Origin of the sequence: Bradyrhizobium sp. SZCCHNRI3043 (genome assembly GCF_032377735.1) — a bacterium.
Taxonomy (GTDB): Bacteria; Pseudomonadota; Alphaproteobacteria; order Rhizobiales; family Xanthobacteraceae; genus Bradyrhizobium.
The window spans coordinates 332,231-349,185 of sequence record NZ_JAUHID010000001.1 but is presented as its reverse complement, the minus strand read 5'-3'; the positions used below and the strand labels follow the sequence as shown (position 1 = coordinate 349,185).

The following is a 16,955-nucleotide window of genomic DNA, read 5'->3' as shown; positions in this document are numbered from 1 at the left end:
CATCCGCATCCTGTGATGTGCGGAACAACGGTCACGCGCCTGCGAGGTTCCATCGGAGCCTGCGCCCCAGTGCCCCATCAGAGCCGCAGCAGGCCGGCCTCGCCGCTTTCGTCCGAGAATGCGAGCCACGTTCCCGCAGCATTCCAGCCCAGCGCCACGATCGGCGGCGTCTCGTTCCGCCGCACCAGGATCTCGGCGCCGTCCTGCATCCGCACCATCAGCACGGTGCCGTCCTCGTAGCCGCAGGCCAGGATGTCCTGCTTGGGATGGCAGGCGACCGCAGTGACCTTGGCCTTCATCGGCGCCAGCATCGCCGGCTCCTTGCCCATCGGACCATCCTTGCCGACGAACGGCCACAGGATGACCATGTCGGCCCCCGATGTCGCCAGGAAACGGCCGCCGCTGCCCCAGGACATCGATTTCACCCGCGAGGGGTAGCCGGTCATCCGCATGTGCCTGGAGTCAGCTAGGCGCCAGCCGTGCAGCGCCGGCTCGTGCATCGCGGTGACCAGGAACTTGTTGTCCGGGCTGAAAGTGACGGCGTGATGCGAGCCGGCCCATCCTAAAAATTCCGGCTCGCCCGCCATGTTGGGAAACCACAAGGTCGCGCCGTTGTAATGCGCGATCGCGAGCCGCAGGCCCTTCGGCGCAAACGCAAGTCCGCCCGCGGTCGAGGGCACCTCGAGCGACTTCTCCTCGCCCTTGGGCTGACGCACGAACGCGGTCTTGCCGACCGACCAGGCGATCGCACCATCCGGATGAAGCGCAACGTTGTCGATCCAGCGCCGCTTCGGATCGGTCACGAGCACGCTGACGCTGCCCGCCTTGTCGAGCGAGGAAACCTTGCCGTCATCGCCGCCGATCACGATCCGCGATCCGTCCGACACCGCCGACAGGATGCCGCCGCCGGTGACATCCACCTTGCTGATCTCGCCGTCGCCGTCGACGACAGCGACGCTCTCCTCGGTGCCGACGAAGACGGCACGATCGCCGAGATAGTGCACGGCCGTGACCGCCATGCCGAGCGAGACCGGCTTCACCTTGTCGGTGACGGACACGATGGATGCGGCCTCGCCGCTCTGGTCGAACGACGTCATCAGGTCACGATGCAGCGTTCGAAACCTTCGCGGATAGCGTCTTCCGGCAGCTCGCGGCCGATGAAGACGACGCGGCTCTGGCGCGCCTCGTCGGGCTTCCACTTCCGCTGATGATCGCCTTCGAGCATCATGTGCACGCCCTGGAAGACGTAGCGGTCGTCATCGTCCTGAAACGACAGGATGCCCTTGGAGCGCAGGATCTTGCCGCCCTCGGTCTGCACCAGGTTCTGCAGCCACGGCATGAACTTCGACGGATCGAGCGGCTTGTCGGAGCGCAGCGACAGCGACTGCATCTCCTCGTCGTGATAGTGCTTCAGGCCGTGATCGTGATGATGATGGTGATCATGGCCGTGGTCGTGATCATGGTGGTGATGATCGTGATCGTCGCCCGCTTCGAGGAATTGCGGCTCGATCTCCAGAATGCGGTCGAGATCGAACGCGCCGCGCTCCAGCACATCCGAGATCGCGATCTGGCAGCGCTCGGTGCGATGCAGCTTTGCGTAGGGGTTGATGGCGCGGATGCGCGCCTCGACCTCGGCGAGCTCCGGCTTGGTGACGAGATCGGTCTTGTTGAGCACGATGACGTCGGCAAACGCGATCTGGTTCTTGGCCTCCGGCGCATCCTTGAGCCGGTCCGACAGCCACTTCGCGTCGGCCACCGTCACGACCGCGTCGAGCCGCGCGTTCTTCTGCACGTCCTCGTCGACGAAGAAGGTCTGCGCCACAGGCGCCGGATCGGCCAGCCCGGTGGTCTCGACGATGATGGCGTCGAACTTGCCCTTGCGCCGCATCAGGCCGGAGATGATGCGCACGAGATCGCCGCGCACGGTGCAGCAGATGCAGCCGTTGTTCATCTCGAACACTTCCTCGTCGGCGCCGACGATGAGGTCGTTGTCGATACCGATCTCGCCGAATTCGTTGACGATGACGGCGTATTTCTTGCCGTGGTCTTCCGAGAGGATGCGGTTCAGAAGCGTGGTCTTGCCGGCCCCGAGATAGCCGGTCAGGACCGTCACTGGTGTCTTGCTCGCGTCGGACATGCTCACTCCGAAAACCTCAGATCGCGTCGAAAATGGCTCAAAAGCGCACCGCCGCGAGGGCTCGAAAACCCTAACGGACCAGCGCGCTCGTCAGGGCCCTTATATTGTGCCTGACCATGGCAATGTAAGTGGGAACGGGGCCCTTTTCATCGCTCAGGGCGTCGGAATACAGCGTGCCGCCGATCTTCGCCCCGGTCTCAGCGGCGATCCGGCCGACCAGCCGGTCGTCGTTGAAATTCTCCAGGAAGACGGCCGGAATCCCCGCTTTTTTCACTTGGCGGATGATCTCGGCGACGTCGCGGGCCGACGGCTCGGTCTCGGTGGAGACGCCGAGCGGGGCGATGAAGGCGACGCCATACGCATCGGCGAAATAACCGAAGGCGTCATGGGTCGAGATCACCTTGCGCCGCTCGGCCGGGATCTTGTCGATCTCGGCGCGGACCTCGCGGTCGAGCGCATCGAGCTCGCCGAGATAGCGCTCCGCATTGGCCTTGAAGACCTCCGCATCTGTGGGGTCGGCCGCGACCAGCGCATCGCGGATGTTCTTCACATAGGCCTTGGCATTGCCGACCGACTGCCAGGCATGCGGATCGGCATCCGAGCCGCGCTTGCGCGGGGTGATGCCCTGGGTGGCGACGACGATCGGCGCCTTGCTGCCGGAGGCCTGCTGCAGCCGCGGCAGCCAGCCCTCCAGCCCGAGGCCGTTGACGATCAGGAGCTGCGCGGCGCCGACATCCTTCGCATCATGCGGCGTCGGCGTGTAGACGTGCACGTCGCTGTCCGGCCCGACCAGCGAGGCGACATTGACCTTGTCGCCGCCGACCTGGCGGACGAAATCGGCGAGGATCGAGAAGCTGGTGACGACGCTCAGCCGGGTCTCGGCCGATGCGGGGACAATCAGAACAAGGCCGAAGAGCAGGCTCAGCGCGGACAGCAGGCGTTTCATGGGCATCGACTTCAAGCTTCGAGATGGCGTCCCGGAAACAGTTGCGGAAGCACGCCGCCCACGCGTCCGAACAGCACCGAGGTGAGATAGAGCAAGGACGCGACCAGGATGATCGCAGGCCCCGAGGGAATGCGGGTCTGGAACGACAGCACCAGCCCGACATAGCCGGAGACGATCGCAGAGGCGACCGCGATGCAGATCATCGGCGTGACGTCGCGCGACCAGAACCGGGCGATCCCCGCCGGCAGGATCATCAGGCCGACCGCAAGCAAGGTGCCCAGCGCCTGGAATCCATTGACCAGATTGACGACGATCAGGGCGAGGAAGATCAGATGCGCCGGCGCACCGGCCCGGCTCACCGTGCGCAGGAACAAGGGATCGACGCTCTCCACCACCAGCGGGCGGTAGATCACGGCGAGCACCACGAGCGTGATGGTGGCGTTGGTCGCGACCATCAGCAAAGTCGGATCGTCCATCGCCAGGATGTTGCCGAACAGCACGTGCAAGAGATCGACGTTGGTGCCCTTGACCGAGACGATGGTGACGCCGATCGCGAGTGACGCCAGATAGAAGGTCGCGAGCGACGCGTCCTCCTTCAGCCCGGTCGAGCGCGACACGAGGCCCGATAGCAGCGCCACGGCGAAGCCGGCGATCAGGCCGCCGGTCGTCATCGCGAACAGATTGAGCCCCGACAGCAGGAAACCGATCGCCGCGCCGGGAAGGATCGCGTGGGCCATGGCATCGCCCACCAGGCTCATGCGCCTGAGCATCAGGAAAACGCCGATCGGTCCGGAGCCGAGCGACAGCGCGATGACCGCGGCGAGCGCGCGGCGCATGAACTCGAAATCCGAGAACGGAGCGAACAGCACCTCGCGCAGCATCATGCCGCCTTGGAGGCTTGCGCGGGCACGCAGGGCGCGGCGGCATCGTCGAACGCCTCGCACATCCGACGCGCCTGCGACAGATTGTCGGCGGTCAGCACCTCCGCCGTCGGTCCCCAGGCCACGGCCTCGCGCGCCAGCAGCAGGGTCTGCGGGAAATGCGCGCGCACCATGTCCATGTCGTGCAGCGCCGCCAGCACGGTGCGCCGCTCGCCATGCCAGTGCTCGATCAGTTGCAACAGGTCGGCCGAGGTCTTCGTGTCCATCGCATTGAACGGCTCGTCGAGCACGATCACGCGGGCATCCTGCAGCAGCACGCGCGCGAACAGCATGCGCTGCATCTGGCCGCCCGACAGCGTGCCGATGCCGCGCCCCTCGAAGCCGGTCAGCCCGACGGCTGCGATCGCCTGCGCGATCTTCTCGCGCGCGACCGCGCCGATGCCGCCGAACATGCCGGTGCTGCGCCACAGTCCGGTGCTGACGAAATCGAACACCGAGATCGGGAAGGAGCGGTCGATATCGGCGATCTGCGGCAGATAGGCGATTTCGCGCGGCCTCACACCGGCGGCCGTGATGGTGCCGGCGAGCGGCTTGAGCAGGCCGACAAGGCCGCGGAACAGGGTCGACTTGCCGGCGCCGTTGGGACCGACCACCGCGAGCAGCGCGCCCGTCGCGACCTCGCCCGTGAGGTGATGCACCGCCGGGTGGCGGTCATAGCCCAAGGTAACGTCGCGGAATTGCAGTTGTGCCATCGCCGTCATCACCGCATCGCCAGCCAGACGATCAGCCACAACACGGCGCTGGCGACCAACGCTGCGCCGAGCCGCGTGGTCACGGGCATGCGCAGGATCGACCACGGCGCGGCCTGCGCCGGATGCGGCGCGGCGGGGCCGTGGCTGTGGGCATGGCCGTGCGTATGGGTATGGTTGTGACTCTGGAGGGCGGACTGGGTCATCTCGTCATAATGTTACATTATAACATCACCTCTGTCCACCGCGGCCGGGGGGTTTCTGGGGCCGAAGGTCTTCGACGCACTCGTCATCGCGAGCGCAGCGAAGCGATCCAGGCTGCCTGCGCGGAGGGATTCTGGATTGCGTCGCTCCGCTCGCAATGACGGAGGAGAGATCGCGCCGCTCTCCGATAAAACGGTCGCCAGGACAGAGCTGCCAATTGGGTTCTCGTCATGCCCGGGCTTGTCCCGGCCATGACGGTGTGGAGAGGAGGCGCCTCTCCCTCGATCGACCTGCCCTCGGCAGCCAATTTGTCAGCTAAGATACCGCACCAGGGCCAGGCCGCCGAACAGGCCCGCGATCGAAATCCCGACCGATCCCAGCACATACAGCGCGGCTAGGCCCAGCGCACCCCGCTCGTACAGCAGCGCGGTGTCGAGCGAGAACGCCGAGAACGTGGTGTAGCCGCCGAGGATGCCGGTCATCAGGAACAGCCGCCAATGCTGGGGCGCTTCGCCCTTGAAGGCGAGGTAGCCGGCGATCAGGCCCATCACGGTGGAGCCGGTGATGTTGATGATAAAGGTGCCGTACGGGAAGTCCGTCCCGAATGCCCTGGCGCTGGCCATGTTGATCGCGTGCCGTAGCGAGGCGCCGCAGCCGCCGCCGAAGAAGACGAGAAAATATCCGACCAGCTGATTCACGGGACCTCACCTGCAGCAGGCATCGCGAGAATGGATGCCCTGCCCTTGCCACAAAAGATGCAAAACTTTTGCCGCAGCGGCTTCCGCCTTGCAAGGATTGCCCGCATCAAACCGCGTCGGGCATGAAAAAGGGCGGCGAGCCGAAGCCGCCGCCCTGGTGTCTCGCCCGGCTCGCGATCAGATCGCCTTGCCGTAGAGCTCGTCGACGTAGTCCCAGTTGATCAGGTTCTCGACGAACGCCTTCAGATAGTCGGGACGGCGGTTGCGATAGTCGATGTAGTAGGAGTGCTCCCAGACATCGCAGCCGAGGATCGGGGTCGCGCCATGCACCAGCGGGTTCTCGCCGTTCGGGGTCTTGGAGATTTCGAGCTTGCCGTTCTTGACCGAGAGCCAGCACCAGCCGGAGCCGAACTGGCCGACGCCGGCGGCCGCGAAGTCGGCCTTGAATTTCTCGAAGCCGCCGAGATCCTCGTCGATCTTCTTCTCGAGCCGGCCAGGCAGCTTGGAGCCGCCGCCGTTCGGCTTCATCCACGACCAGAAATGGATGTGGTTGAAGTGCTGGCCGGCATTGTTGAACACCGCGGGGTTCTTGCCGAACGAGCCCTTGACGATCTCCTCGAGGGACTTGCCTTCGAATTCGGTCCCCTTGATCGCATTGTTGCCGTTGGTCACATAGGCCTGATGATGCTTGTCGTGATGGTACTCGAGCGTCTCCTTGGACATGTAGGGTCCGAGGGCTTCATAGGCGTAAGGCAGGGGGGGAAGCGTAAAGGTCATGGGGGCGGTTCCGCAACTTGTGGAAGACGGGATTTAACGGGACCTTCTTATAGAAGGTTCCGACACCGTAAAACACCGTGAATTTGGAAAAAGCGAGCCGCTTTGATGAGCATCGAGATCGACATATTGAATGGTGACGTCGCCTGGCCGCTGGTCAAGCCGCTTTACGACGCGGTTTGGCCGCCGGAGGTGGTCGCCGGATTACCGTGGGCAGGTATCACATTTGCGCATGCCGACCTGCGGGTGCTGGTACAGGACGAGAGCGGCGAGGTGCTCTGCCATGTCGGCATCTATCGCCGACTCGTGAAATGGAACGGTCAGAACGTCAATGTCGGCGGCATCGGCGGCGTTTTGACGCGCGCCGACATGCGCAACCGCGGTCTCGCCACGGTGGGACTGAACGCGGCGATCCAGACCCTGCGGCACGAGGACTCGATCAACTACGCCGTCCTGTTCTGCGCGGCGGATCGCATCCCCTTCTATACGGCACGCGGCTTCATTCCGTTCGACGGCGACGTCTACGCCGAGCAGCCCGAGCAGGGCCGCATCCGCTTCGACACGCTGTCTGCGCTCGTGCACGACGTCAAGCGCACCGCGCCGACGCGCGGCACCATCGACCTCTGCGGCCTGCCGTGGTGAGGCCGCTCTTCCCTGTCGTCCCGGACAAGCGCGCGGCACGCGCGCGCAGATCCGGGACCATACCCGCAGGGAGATGTTTGAGGCACGCGGGTCATTGGCGCTTTGCCCATGATGTCCGCTGCGGAGTATGGGTCCCGGCTCAAGGCCGGGACGACAGCGGAGCACATGGCAGTCTTCCGGAAAAAATAATTCTCTTGCGTTTTTTACGAAATCATGATTGTATCCCGGCATCCCGCCTCACCGCGAGGGGCGTTGCGCGCGATCGTCACGACACGCGAGGTGGGGATGCGATGGCCGCGTTGCTGCCGCAGCATGCTTATCGGCGTGCGGACGAACGGTAGCGCGCGGACGTGAAGTCGCAGCGTCCTGACACCCCGAAGCTGGTGTCAACCTGGCGCAATGCTAACGCATGGCGCTGGGGATGGTGGCCAACAAGCCCGGCGCACCAGGGAGACTGCGTATAAGCGTGAAGACCGTCGCGCAGGGAATGCCGGTTGAATCGGCTTTGCCTGTGGTACCTGCCGCCTGCATTTTTTTCGCAGGCGGGCCATGGGTGAGGCCTTCACCCGGCATTCCCTGCGCCCTCTGCATTTTTGCAAGGGCCACGATGATCGCAGACCTCGGGCGTGAAGGGCCGCGAGACTGCAAAGCTATGTCCATCGCTGTTTGAACCGTGAAACCGCCTCACCCGCCGTCGTCGTCCCGGACAAGCCGTGACGCGCGCCAGCGCAGCATGGCGCCGATCCGGGACCCATACGCCGCGGCGGACGTGAGATGCGAAAAGCCAATGGCCGGCGTGCCTCAAACCGCTCCCTGGGGGTATGGGTCCCGCTCAAGGGCCGGGACGACAGCGGAGTTTGTTGCGGCAGTCAAAGCCTTTTCCCGGCGCATGCCATGAGACAATCGAACAAGGGATTGAGACGCCCCGTCGGCAATGCACCTGATCGTGATGATCATGCCTTGGACAACCGCACCTCGACGATTGCAACTGCGCCGTTTGCTGTTATGGAAACGCGGCTTCAACGGGGGGTAAGATGATTTGGAAATTGCGTTTGGCTGGTCTTGCGCTGGCGACCGTCGTGATGGCGCAGCCCGCTTTGGCCGCCGATGATCCGACCGGCACCTGGCTGACCCAGGCGGGCGACGCCAGGATCAAGGTCGCCAAATGCGGCGCCAATCTCTGCGGCACCGTCGTGTGGCTGAAGGAGCCGATGGACACCGACACCGGCAAGCCGGCCGTCGACAACAAGAATCCGAATCGCTCGCTGGCCAACCGCCCGATCATCGGGCTGCAACTGTTCGAAGGCGTTCACTCGGAGGGGCCGAACAAATGGTCCGGCAAGATCTACAACGCCGACGACGGCCAGAGCTACACCAGCCACATCTCCGTTTCCGGCCCGGATACGCTGAAGGTGGAAGGCTGCGTCGGATCGCTGTGCGGCGGCGAGACCTGGACCCGCTCCCGCTGATCCGCGCTCAGGCGACCGCGGCTTTCAACGCGGTCGCAGCCGACGCGTAGCCGCCTCGTGCGCCGTCGATGAAGTGGACGTGATCGGGCCGGATCGCGGACGGCGTGAAGCAGGTCATCATCGCGGCATCCTGCCGATGCAGCCCGTAGCGGACGATGCCGCGCGAGGCCGCCGCGCCAAGCCGGCGCTCCAGCTCCTGCGCGAGCTCGTCGGTGCAGTCGAGGATCATGCGCAGCGCATCGTCATATTTGCGGAAGTCGGAATTCTCGACCACCTGCTGCTTGTAGAGATCCGGCACAAAGCCGCCGATGCTGATGTTGAACCGCATCACGGCATAGACGAACAGCGTACGTCCGAGCACGCGGGCCCAGCGCGAAAACAGCAGTCCGCGCGCGGCGCGGACCTCGTAGCCAAATCCCTGCGGCGGCCATCGCAACGCCGGCGCGCCGGCCGGCACCGGCCGCCCGGCATCGGGGCTGCGCTCGGTGAGCGTGATGATCTCCTCGATCACCTTGCGATAGGCCTGCGCATCCGCGCTCGGGGCCGGCAGCACCAGCACCGACAGAATGACCCCACGCGCCGCCGGAATCTCCTCGAAGCGGCACGAGAGTCCGGACAGATCGGGCTGCGCACCGGACGGCGCCGGCGGAATCGCGAACTCGCCCCGCTTCATCGCAGTCTCGGCCCAGCCCAATCCGCCGCCCGCGAACATCGCATAGGACAGATTGGCCGATGGACCGTAGCGCGCCACGCGGACGTCGAGCCCCTGCGCGCGGATGGCCGTCACGGGGACCAGCGCGACGCGCATCGCGAGAGCGAGATCCTCCTTGACCCAGGTCGCGGTGGAGGCAAGGGCTTCGCGCGCGGCCGCTTCGTCATCCGGGCTGACGGCGAAGCTGGCGCCGTCACCGCCGAACACGAACGGGAATTCGCGCCCCTCCAAGGCATTGGTGACCGCGGCGATGACCGCCGCCCCGGCCATGTTGACCGCCTTGTAGCGCTTGTCGGCGATCGCCTTGGTCGACTCGACGATGTCGGCCGTGCCGATCAGCCAATCATCCGGCACCGGCTGGTAGAGCTGCGGCTCCATCAGGCGCGCAAAGCCGCGAAACACCGGAATCGAGGCATAGTAGTCCGCAGCGCTGGTCTTCGACATCGAGAGGCATCCGTCCGGGGTGCGCGTCCAATGAGGAGCTACGTTCATTCCTGTCAAGCGGGTTCACGCAACGATATTTGGCAGCGGACGTGTCGCCAGGCTTGCGCCGCGTTATCGTTCTGTCGGGTTCGACGTGCTAGCCTTTCGCCATGATGGCCGACAGCTCCCCCGTTCCACAACTCGCCGCCCGCGCGCTCCAGATCGCGGACCGCATCAATACCGCCGGCTTCGAAGGCCAGGTGCTGTCGGCGACGCCGCTTGCGGTCCGCATCGGCGAGACGGGAGTCGCCGTGGTCTTCCGCTACGGCGTCGTCGTCTTCATCGGCCTGTCGGTGGCCGAGGAGATCAACTTCCTCGACCGGCTGAGCGCGCGGCTGTTCGGCCCGATCGCGCCGCACGAGGAAGAGACGGCCAAGGTCCAGGTCGCGCGCGAATCCGACGAGCCGATCCCGGTCGGCGGCCCGGTCCTGGTCAAGGAATTGTCGCTGGAGCGACTGCTCATCGTCGCCGATGCGCTGGCGAAAAGCGTCGTGCTCGGCCGCAGCGAGCGCGAGATCGCCAACGTGTTCGACACCATCGAGCCGTTCGCGCGCGAGCTGGCGATGCTGGGGCGAACCTCGAAGAGCCGGGTGGCGATGCTCAAGCTGCTCGGCGAGGCGCTGCTGGTGCAGCACCGGGTCTCCGGCCGCGTGGCGGTCGGCGAGAAGCCGGACGTGTTGTGGGACCGGCCCGATCTGGAGCGGCTCTATGCGCGGCTCGAGGACGAGTATGAGCTGAAGGAACGGGAGGAAACCCTCAACCGCAAGCTCGCGGTGATCGCCGAGACGGCGACCACGCTCGCCGACATCATCGACACCAAGCGCTCGCTGCGGCTCGAGGTGATCGTCGTCATCCTGATTGCCAGCGAGATCGTGCTCGGCTTCTACGAGATCTTCGCCCGCGGCGGGCACTGACGATGGAGCTGCCGCACGCCGGGCGACCGAGGGCGTTGCATTCAGCGATGGTTCAGGCGCGACATGGAACTTTCGCCTGGGCGCGATGAGCGATGCGGGGGATGTCGAACCATGACGTGGGTGGGGAGCTTGCGACGACCGCCGGCGGCCGGCAGCCACGAGGTGTGGCGAGCGCCCCGCCGCCGGTGCGGCGATGCTGGTCGGCCAATGCCGTCACACCAGCGCTCTGACGTTCCAGGTCGCATGACGGACCCCGGCGAGCTTCGCCAGCTCGGACACGACGCGGTCGAGATCGACCGCATCGACCGCGAGCGGCACCAGCGTCGCGACGATCTCGACGATGTCCTCCGACCGATAGACGACCTCGGTCTCCCGCACCGGGTATTTGGCCGCCTCCAGCCGCTCGTCGAGCGCCTCGCGCAACTCGGCGGCGCGCAGCCCGTCGGTGGTCAGGACGATCTCGTAGTGCGCCTCCGACGTCTGCGCATTGAGCGGGATGCGATCGATCGCGTTGACCAGCGGCCGCAACAGCGTGTTGCCGGCCAGCACGAACACGGTCAGCGCCACCGATTGCGCGATCAGGTCGGCGCCGGCGCAGGCGCCGACCGCGGCGGACGCCCACAGCGTCGCGGCGGTGTTGAGCCCGCGGACGTTCATGCCCTCCTTCATGATCGTGCCGGCGCCGAGGAAGCCTATCCCCGACACCACATAGGCGATGATCCGCACCGCGCCGTCGGCGCCGGTGAGGCGGTTGCCGAGGTCGACGAAGGCGGCCGCGCCGACGGCCACCAGCACGTTGGTGCGCAGCCCGGCGCTGCGCTGCCGGTATTGCCGCTCGGCGCCGATCAGCGTCCCCAGCACGAAAGCCGTGAACAGGCTGACGAGCGTGTCGAGGAAATCATAGACCTGGAAGGTGTGGAGGAATCGCATGGGCTTGCCGACTGTCTGCGGTATTGTGCTCCGTGGCCCGCCTGGCGGCAGCGACACGCGTGGCATCCGGCGGCGGAACCGCCGCGAGAAGCCGCTTTCTTAGGACGTCCTTGATCGAAATCAAATCCCAGTCCCTCCCGCATATTTTAGGCTAATATGATCAACAGGCAGATGACGTCCGGCAAACACATGACGCCATTCTCCGACGTCCGCAGGGATCACAGCCCGGCCGTCCGGCTGGGGCATGATGCGGTGAGTGCGGTGAAGCTGTCCCAGGAGCTCACCGCCGAGATCGACGCCTGGGCGGAGGCCCACCAGATGACACGCTCCGACGCCATCGGCCAATTGCTCACGATCGGCCTGCATGCATCGCGGCCGGCAGCAACAGGGCAGCTCACGTCGCAGGATCCCGTCGCCATCGAGCAGAATGCGATCCGGCTGATCGATCGGATGCTCGACCCGAACCTGTCGGCCGACGAGCGCCAGCGGCGGATTCGCCGCCTGATCGAAGGTCCTGCGGAATTTGCCAACGAGCGGATCGACCTGCCGCGACATCCGGGCTGACGCGAACGGCTCAGGCGGCCGAGCGCGCCACCACGGCCTCGTAGATGTCGTCCTCCTGCGCCGTGTGCATGCGCACCAGCGTCTCGATCGCCTCGATCACCCGTTGCGCATCGCGGATCAGATAGCGGTCCACATGCTCGGACGGCAGATCCTCGACCAGCCGGCCGAGCAGCCGCGCCAGATGCAGTATCTCGCGATGCGCCCGGCTCATCGCCGACAGGCCATGGCTCTCCTGCAGGAGCCGCGCGAGCTTCGGATAGACCGAGCCTTCGTCGTCGCGCTCATGCGCCACGACCTTGTCCTGCACCAGGCCGTTCGCCTCCATGATCAGCGCCACGGCGCTGTCGGGCGAGGCCTCGTCGAGCGCATCGACGATCGAGCGCAGGCGGTCGAGGCCGCGCAGCAGCGCCTGGTGATCATGCCTGAGCCCGCGGCCGTCTTCGGCCGTGATCCGGCCGGCCTTGCTGCGGCCAGCCGGGAACAAAGCGCGGAGCGCGTTCAGGATGACGGCGACGTCGATGGCCTCCTGGGCCAGGGCGGCAGGCACCGGCTGCAGCAGGCCGAAGGCGGCGGCCCCCATCGCGACAAACGACAGGCCCATGCCGACGAAGATGCTCTCCAGGGCGATGCGCCGGGCGCGCTGCGCGATCACGATCGCCTCGCCCACCCGATCGAGCCGATCGGCGAGAATGACCACGTCGGCGGCTTCCGACGAGGCGCTGGCGCCGCGGGCGCCGAGCGCGATGCCGACATCGGCGGAGGCCAGCGCAGGGGCATCGTTGATGCCGTCGCCGACCATGATCGTGGGATGCAGCCGTTGCTCGGTCTTGACCGCCTCCACCTTGTCGGAGGGAACACGGTCCGCCAGCACGGCGTCGAGGTCGAGCGCCGCGCCGATCGCCTGTGCGGCCGCGGCGCGGTCCCCGGTCACCATGACCATGCGCGCGATGCCGGCCTCGCGCAGCCAGCGGATCGCCCGCGGCGTATCCGCGCGCAGCTCGTCGGCCAGCAGCAGCGCCCCGATCGGGCGCCCCTCGACGGCAACGAAGACGATCAGGGCCGAACGCCACGACGCCCGGCGGATCGCGCGCGCCGCCCAAGCCGGCGGCGTGCGGCTGCCGAGCACGAGGTCGCGCGAGCCCGCCATCACATGGCGGCCATCGATCAGCCCTTCGAGGCCCGAGCCCATGGTCTCCCTGACCTGTTCGGGCACCTTCAGCTTCAGCCCGCGGGCCTGGCCGGCCTGAACGATCGCGTGCGCCACCACGTGGTGCGAGGCCTGCTCGAGCGATGCGCAGAGCAGCAGTACCGCATCGGCGTCCTCGCCCGGTGCCGCGTCGACCGAGAGCAGCCGCGCGCCGCCGACGGTCAGCGTGCCCGTCTTGTCGAACAGCACGGTATGGGCACGCGCGAGCGCCTCCAGCTTGCCGCCGCCCTTGACCAGGATGCCGCTGCGCGCGGCCTGCGCGACCCCCGCGATGAAGGCCACGGGTGCGGCGAGGATCAACGGGCAGGGCGTCGCGGCGACCAGCACCGCAAGGCTCCGGATCAGATCGCCCGAGGCGAACCAGGCGGCCGCCGCAATGGCGAGGCTGACGGGCAGAAAGATCAGGGCATAGCGGTCGGCAAGCCGCACGAACGGCGCCTTCGCGGTCTGGGCCGTCGTCACCAGCTTGACGATGCCGGCATAGGTGCTTTCTCCCGCGGTGGCCGTGACCACCATTTCGAACGTGTCGCCGGCGTTCACCGATCCCGAAAGGATCGCCATCCCGCGCGTCTTCGTCACCGGGATCGGCTCACCCGTGAGCGCCGACTCGTCGACGACGGCGATGGTCGCTTCGACCATGCCATCGACCGGGATGATTTCGCCGGCGCGGACCATCAGGCGATCACCGACCGCGACGCTGGCGATCGGAACGTTGTCGATGTCGTCGCCACGGCGGCGATGCGCCTCGCGCGGCGCGCGATCGACCAGCGCCCGCAGATCGTGCTCGGCGCGGGCGACGGCAATGTCTTCCAGCACGTTGCCGCCGGAATACATCAGCGCCACGACAGCGCCAGCCAGCGGCTCGCCGAGGATGATTGCCGCGCTCATCGACACCAGCGCAATCGCGTCGACGCCGATGCGGCCGGCCAGGAAATCGCGGACGATCGAGACGATCAGCCCGAGGATAACAGGAACGGTCGAGGCCGTGAACGCGATCCCGGCAAGATCGGGGCGACCGAGCACATGCGCGAGGCCGCCCGCGGCGAGGCCCGCGATTGCGATTGCGACGAGGCTCCACCGCAGAATGCGCTCGAACATGGATACCGGTTCCGGATTGCGCCGGCACTATCGCTGCCGCCGCGCGTCGGACGCTTGAGCGAAATCAACGGCGAGAGCGACCGATCGCCGCAAATGGCCTCAGGCGGTATTGCCTGCGTCGACCGTCAGCACGGTGCCGGTGACATTGCGCCCGCCGTCGCCGAGCAGGAATTCAACCATCGCGGCCACGTCATCGGTTTCCGGCAGCCGCCGCAACGCGCTCCGGCCGGCGATGCGCCGCTGCTGCTCCTCGTCCATGCTCTGCGTCAGCTCGGTGGCGATGAAGCCCGGCGCGATCGCGTTGACGGTGATGCCGACCTTGCCGACCTCGCGCGCCAGCGAGCGCGTGAAGCCGTTGGCGGCCGCCTTGGTCGCGCCGTAGACGGACAGGCCGTTGTAGCCGGTAGAGGCGATGATCGAGGAGATGTTGATCACCCGCCCTTCGCCCGCGGCCATCATGTGGCGAACGACGTATTTCGTCAGGATCATCGGCGCCAGCACGTTGAGCCGCACCAGCGCCTCGATCTCCGAATTGTGCATGGTCGCGAGCAGCCCTTCAGTGCCGAGACCGGCATTGTTGACGAGACCATAGAGCGGACCGAACTCGTCGCGGACCGACTTCACGAAGGCCGGAAGGTCGTCAACGACGCTGAGGTCGCAGGCGCGGAAATGAATGCCGGCGCTGCTGGCGCTGAACTCGGCCATCGCTGCGCGCAGTTCGTCGCTCTCCCGGCGGGCCACCGCGATGACGTCATAGCCCGCTCCCGCGAGCCTGCGCGCGATGGCGAGCCCGATGCCACGGCTGCCGCCGGTGACGAGAACATTATGCATCGGCGCGCGCCAGCTTTCCGGCCGGTGTGACGTCGAGCGCTGGCACGACGCGGATCATCGCCGGCACCTTGTGAGCCGCGAGACGCGCGCGACACGCGGCGAGGATCTCGTTGCGAACCGTCTTACTCCGCGCCGGATCGGCATCCGCCGTCAGCACGACCTCGGCGACGACGATGCCGCCGGTGATCGGGCTGCGTCGCGACTTGGCGCGCGACATCCGCACCTCGGGATGGCCATTGATCACGGCTTCGATCTCTTCGGGATGGACCTTGAGCCCGCCGACATTGATGATGCCGTTGCGGCGCCCGACGAAGTAGTAGCGATCGCCGCGCAGCTCGACCATGTCGCCGGTGTCGACATAGCCGTCCGTATCGGTCAGGGCAGCCGCAGCGCGTCCGACATAGGCGTGCGCCGCGCGCCTGGAGCGGATGCGCAGCGAGCCGTCGACGACCTTCATGTCGACGGCCCCGCGGCCTTCGCCGAGCAGCGTCGCAGGAAAACCCTCCAGCCCATCATTGACCGCGAAGCCGACGCCGGCCTCCGTCGAGGCGTAGGCATGACCGATCGAAGCGTCGGGAAATGCCTGCTTCAATCCGTCGAGCACGGCCTGGTCGGCGATCTCGCCGGAGAGACGCACATAGCGCGGCGCAAAGCCTTCCACCGACCCACTCATCAGCAGCTTGCGCCAATGCGACGGCGTTCCGGACATGTGAGTGACGCCGCGCGCGTTGAGACGCGCGATGTGGTCCGTGAGCCCCTCGCCCGGATCCGACAGCACCATCGAGCCACCGCCGACGATGGCACGCAGGAAGATCTGCAGGCCGCCATAGCGGCGAATGTCGTAGAAGGTCGCCCACACCGGCATCGCTTCGCCAGGACCCGGACGGTCGCCGATGATCGCGCCGCACAGGCCCTCGAGCGTATGCCCGACAATCTTCGGCACGCCCGATGTGCCTGATGTCAGCATCAGCCATTCGGTGGCGCGCACCGTCTGCACCACCTCGACAGAAGGTTGCGGCAGGGCGACCTCGATCACGAGATCCACGCCGCAGGCGTCGAAACGCTGGACCTCATCGGTCACAATGACGTCGATGTCCGCATCGGCGATGATGCTGGCGAGATGCTCGCCCTTGAGATCCGGCGGACACAACAGCAGGCGCCCCGCGACGCCGTCGATCTCGATCAGCGCGAGGCCGGCGAGCAACTGGCCGGAGGTCGCCAGCAGCACCGAACGTCCGTTGAGCTCTTTGGTGCGGCCGCCGAGGCAGCTTCCACGCGAGAGCTCGGCGAGCGATAGGACGTGACGCGGATCGGAGATCGTCCGCTCGGTCAGCGCGGTCCCGAGATGGTCGCGAAGAGCGAAGATCTCACGCGGGGACATTCTCATAGGCCCCGATGAAGTCGCCTATCGTGTTGGGGAACGTCACGTCCTCGGACAGTGTGAATGGATCGACGCCGAGATCGTCCTCGAGACGGGCGACCAGGATGGCAAAAGCGAGCGAGTCGAAGCCGGTCTCGTGCAACGTCAGTTCGTCGGTCAGCGGCGGCAGCTTGACCTTCTGCTCGTCCGCAATCTGCTTGATCGCTGCAATGATTCTTAACCGTACCGACATGGGCCAATCCGCTCACTGTTCAAACGATGAAACCGACCATAGGACGAGAAGGTGAAGGAAGCCGGACTTCCCAGCCATCTTTCGGGACCGTTGGTAAATACCC

Annotated in this window: 18 protein-coding genes; 4 read left to right on the top strand and 14 right to left on the bottom strand. The window is 66.3% G+C overall.

Annotation, left to right across the window (positions count from 1 at the left end):
• Positions 1-77 precede the first annotated feature (77 nt).
• The 8 genes from QX124_RS01645 to QX124_RS01610 all read right to left on the bottom strand — a co-directional run bounded on the left by QX124_RS01645 (position 78) and on the right by QX124_RS01610 (position 6,392).
• A complete protein-coding gene (locus tag QX124_RS01645; protein ID WP_315795913.1) occupies positions 78-1,097 on the bottom strand; it encodes a WD40 repeat domain-containing protein in 1,020 nt (339 codons plus the stop codon).
• Positions 1,097-2,137 (bottom strand): CobW family GTP-binding protein, encoded by a 1,041-nt coding sequence (locus tag QX124_RS01640; RefSeq protein WP_409997649.1) that lies wholly within the window; start codon positions 2,135-2,137, stop codon positions 1,097-1,099. Before QX124_RS01640 ends, QX124_RS01645 begins: the two co-directional genes overlap by 1 nt.
• 70 nt (positions 2,138-2,207) lie before the next feature.
• On the bottom strand, positions 2,208-3,083 hold the full coding sequence (locus tag QX124_RS01635) for a metal ABC transporter substrate-binding protein (protein ID WP_315795910.1): 876 nt from the start codon (positions 3,081-3,083) through the stop codon (positions 2,208-2,210).
• An 11-nt stretch (positions 3,084-3,094) separates the two neighbouring features.
• The gene (locus QX124_RS01630; RefSeq protein ID WP_409997648.1) at positions 3,095-3,967 is read right to left on the bottom strand and encodes a metal ABC transporter permease; all 873 of its coding nucleotides are present in this window, start codon (positions 3,965-3,967) and stop codon (positions 3,095-3,097) included.
• A complete protein-coding gene (locus tag QX124_RS01625; protein WP_315795908.1) occupies positions 3,964-4,725 on the bottom strand; it encodes an ABC transporter ATP-binding protein in 762 nt (253 codons plus the stop codon). Before QX124_RS01625 ends, QX124_RS01630 begins: the two co-directional genes overlap by 4 nt.
• Positions 4,725-4,919, bottom strand: a complete 195-nt coding sequence (locus QX124_RS01620) for a hypothetical protein (RefSeq protein ID WP_315795906.1) — start codon at positions 4,917-4,919, stop codon at positions 4,725-4,727. Before QX124_RS01620 ends, QX124_RS01625 begins: the two co-directional genes overlap by 1 nt.
• Before the next feature lie 309 nt (positions 4,920-5,228).
• A complete protein-coding gene (crcB, locus tag QX124_RS01615; RefSeq protein WP_315795904.1) occupies positions 5,229-5,615 on the bottom strand; it encodes a fluoride efflux transporter CrcB in 387 nt (128 codons plus the stop codon).
• Between the two features lie 177 nt (positions 5,616-5,792).
• Entirely contained in the window at positions 5,793-6,392 is a 600-nt protein-coding gene (locus QX124_RS01610; protein WP_315753699.1) for a superoxide dismutase, read from the bottom strand.
• 105 nt (positions 6,393-6,497) lie between these two features.
• Between QX124_RS01610 and QX124_RS01605 the strand changes: the two genes are divergently transcribed.
• Positions 6,498-7,031 (top strand): GNAT family N-acetyltransferase, encoded by a 534-nt coding sequence (locus QX124_RS01605; protein WP_315795901.1) that lies wholly within the window; start codon positions 6,498-6,500, stop codon positions 7,029-7,031.
• A 1,034-nt stretch (positions 7,032-8,065) separates the two neighbouring features.
• Complete coding sequence (locus tag QX124_RS01600; RefSeq protein WP_315779200.1) at positions 8,066-8,500, top strand: DUF2147 domain-containing protein; 435 nt, start codon at positions 8,066-8,068, stop codon at positions 8,498-8,500.
• A gap of 7 nt (positions 8,501-8,507) precedes the next feature.
• On the opposite strand, the gene QX124_RS01595 is transcribed toward QX124_RS01600, so the two are convergent.
• The gene (locus QX124_RS01595; RefSeq protein ID WP_315795899.1) at positions 8,508-9,656 is read right to left on the bottom strand and encodes a DUF3095 domain-containing protein; all 1,149 of its coding nucleotides are present in this window, start codon (positions 9,654-9,656) and stop codon (positions 8,508-8,510) included.
• 149 nt (positions 9,657-9,805) lie between these two features.
• Between QX124_RS01595 and QX124_RS01590 the strand changes: the two genes are divergently transcribed.
• Positions 9,806-10,609 (top strand): RMD1 family protein, encoded by an 804-nt coding sequence (locus QX124_RS01590; protein ID WP_315795897.1) that lies wholly within the window; start codon positions 9,806-9,808, stop codon positions 10,607-10,609.
• A 213-nt stretch (positions 10,610-10,822) separates the two neighbouring features.
• On the opposite strand, the gene QX124_RS01585 is transcribed toward QX124_RS01590, so the two are convergent.
• The gene (locus tag QX124_RS01585) at positions 10,823-11,539 is read right to left on the bottom strand and encodes an MgtC/SapB family protein (RefSeq protein ID WP_315795895.1); all 717 of its coding nucleotides are present in this window, start codon (positions 11,537-11,539) and stop codon (positions 10,823-10,825) included.
• A gap of 156 nt (positions 11,540-11,695) precedes the next feature.
• On the opposite strand from QX124_RS01585, the gene QX124_RS01580 reads away from it, so the two are divergent.
• Entirely contained in the window at positions 11,696-12,103 is a 408-nt protein-coding gene (locus QX124_RS01580; RefSeq protein ID WP_315772365.1) for a hypothetical protein, read from the top strand.
• A gap of 10 nt (positions 12,104-12,113) precedes the next feature.
• Here QX124_RS01580 and QX124_RS01575 read toward each other — a convergent pair whose 3' ends face one another.
• The 4 genes from QX124_RS01575 to QX124_RS01560 form a co-directional block, all read right to left on the bottom strand.
• Entirely contained in the window at positions 12,114-14,408 is a 2,295-nt protein-coding gene (locus QX124_RS01575; protein WP_315795894.1) for a heavy metal translocating P-type ATPase, read from the bottom strand.
• 99 nt (positions 14,409-14,507) lie between these two features.
• Complete coding sequence (locus tag QX124_RS01570; protein ID WP_315736432.1) at positions 14,508-15,239, bottom strand: SDR family NAD(P)-dependent oxidoreductase; 732 nt, start codon at positions 15,237-15,239, stop codon at positions 14,508-14,510.
• The gene (locus QX124_RS01565; protein WP_315795892.1) at positions 15,232-16,620 is read right to left on the bottom strand and encodes an AMP-binding protein; all 1,389 of its coding nucleotides are present in this window, start codon (positions 16,618-16,620) and stop codon (positions 15,232-15,234) included. The genes QX124_RS01570 and QX124_RS01565 overlap by 8 nt, the downstream gene beginning before the upstream one ends.
• On the bottom strand, positions 16,607-16,852 hold the full coding sequence (locus QX124_RS01560; RefSeq protein ID WP_315716519.1) for an acyl carrier protein: 246 nt from the start codon (positions 16,850-16,852) through the stop codon (positions 16,607-16,609). Before QX124_RS01560 ends, QX124_RS01565 begins: the two co-directional genes overlap by 14 nt.
• Positions 16,853-16,955 lie beyond the last annotated feature (103 nt).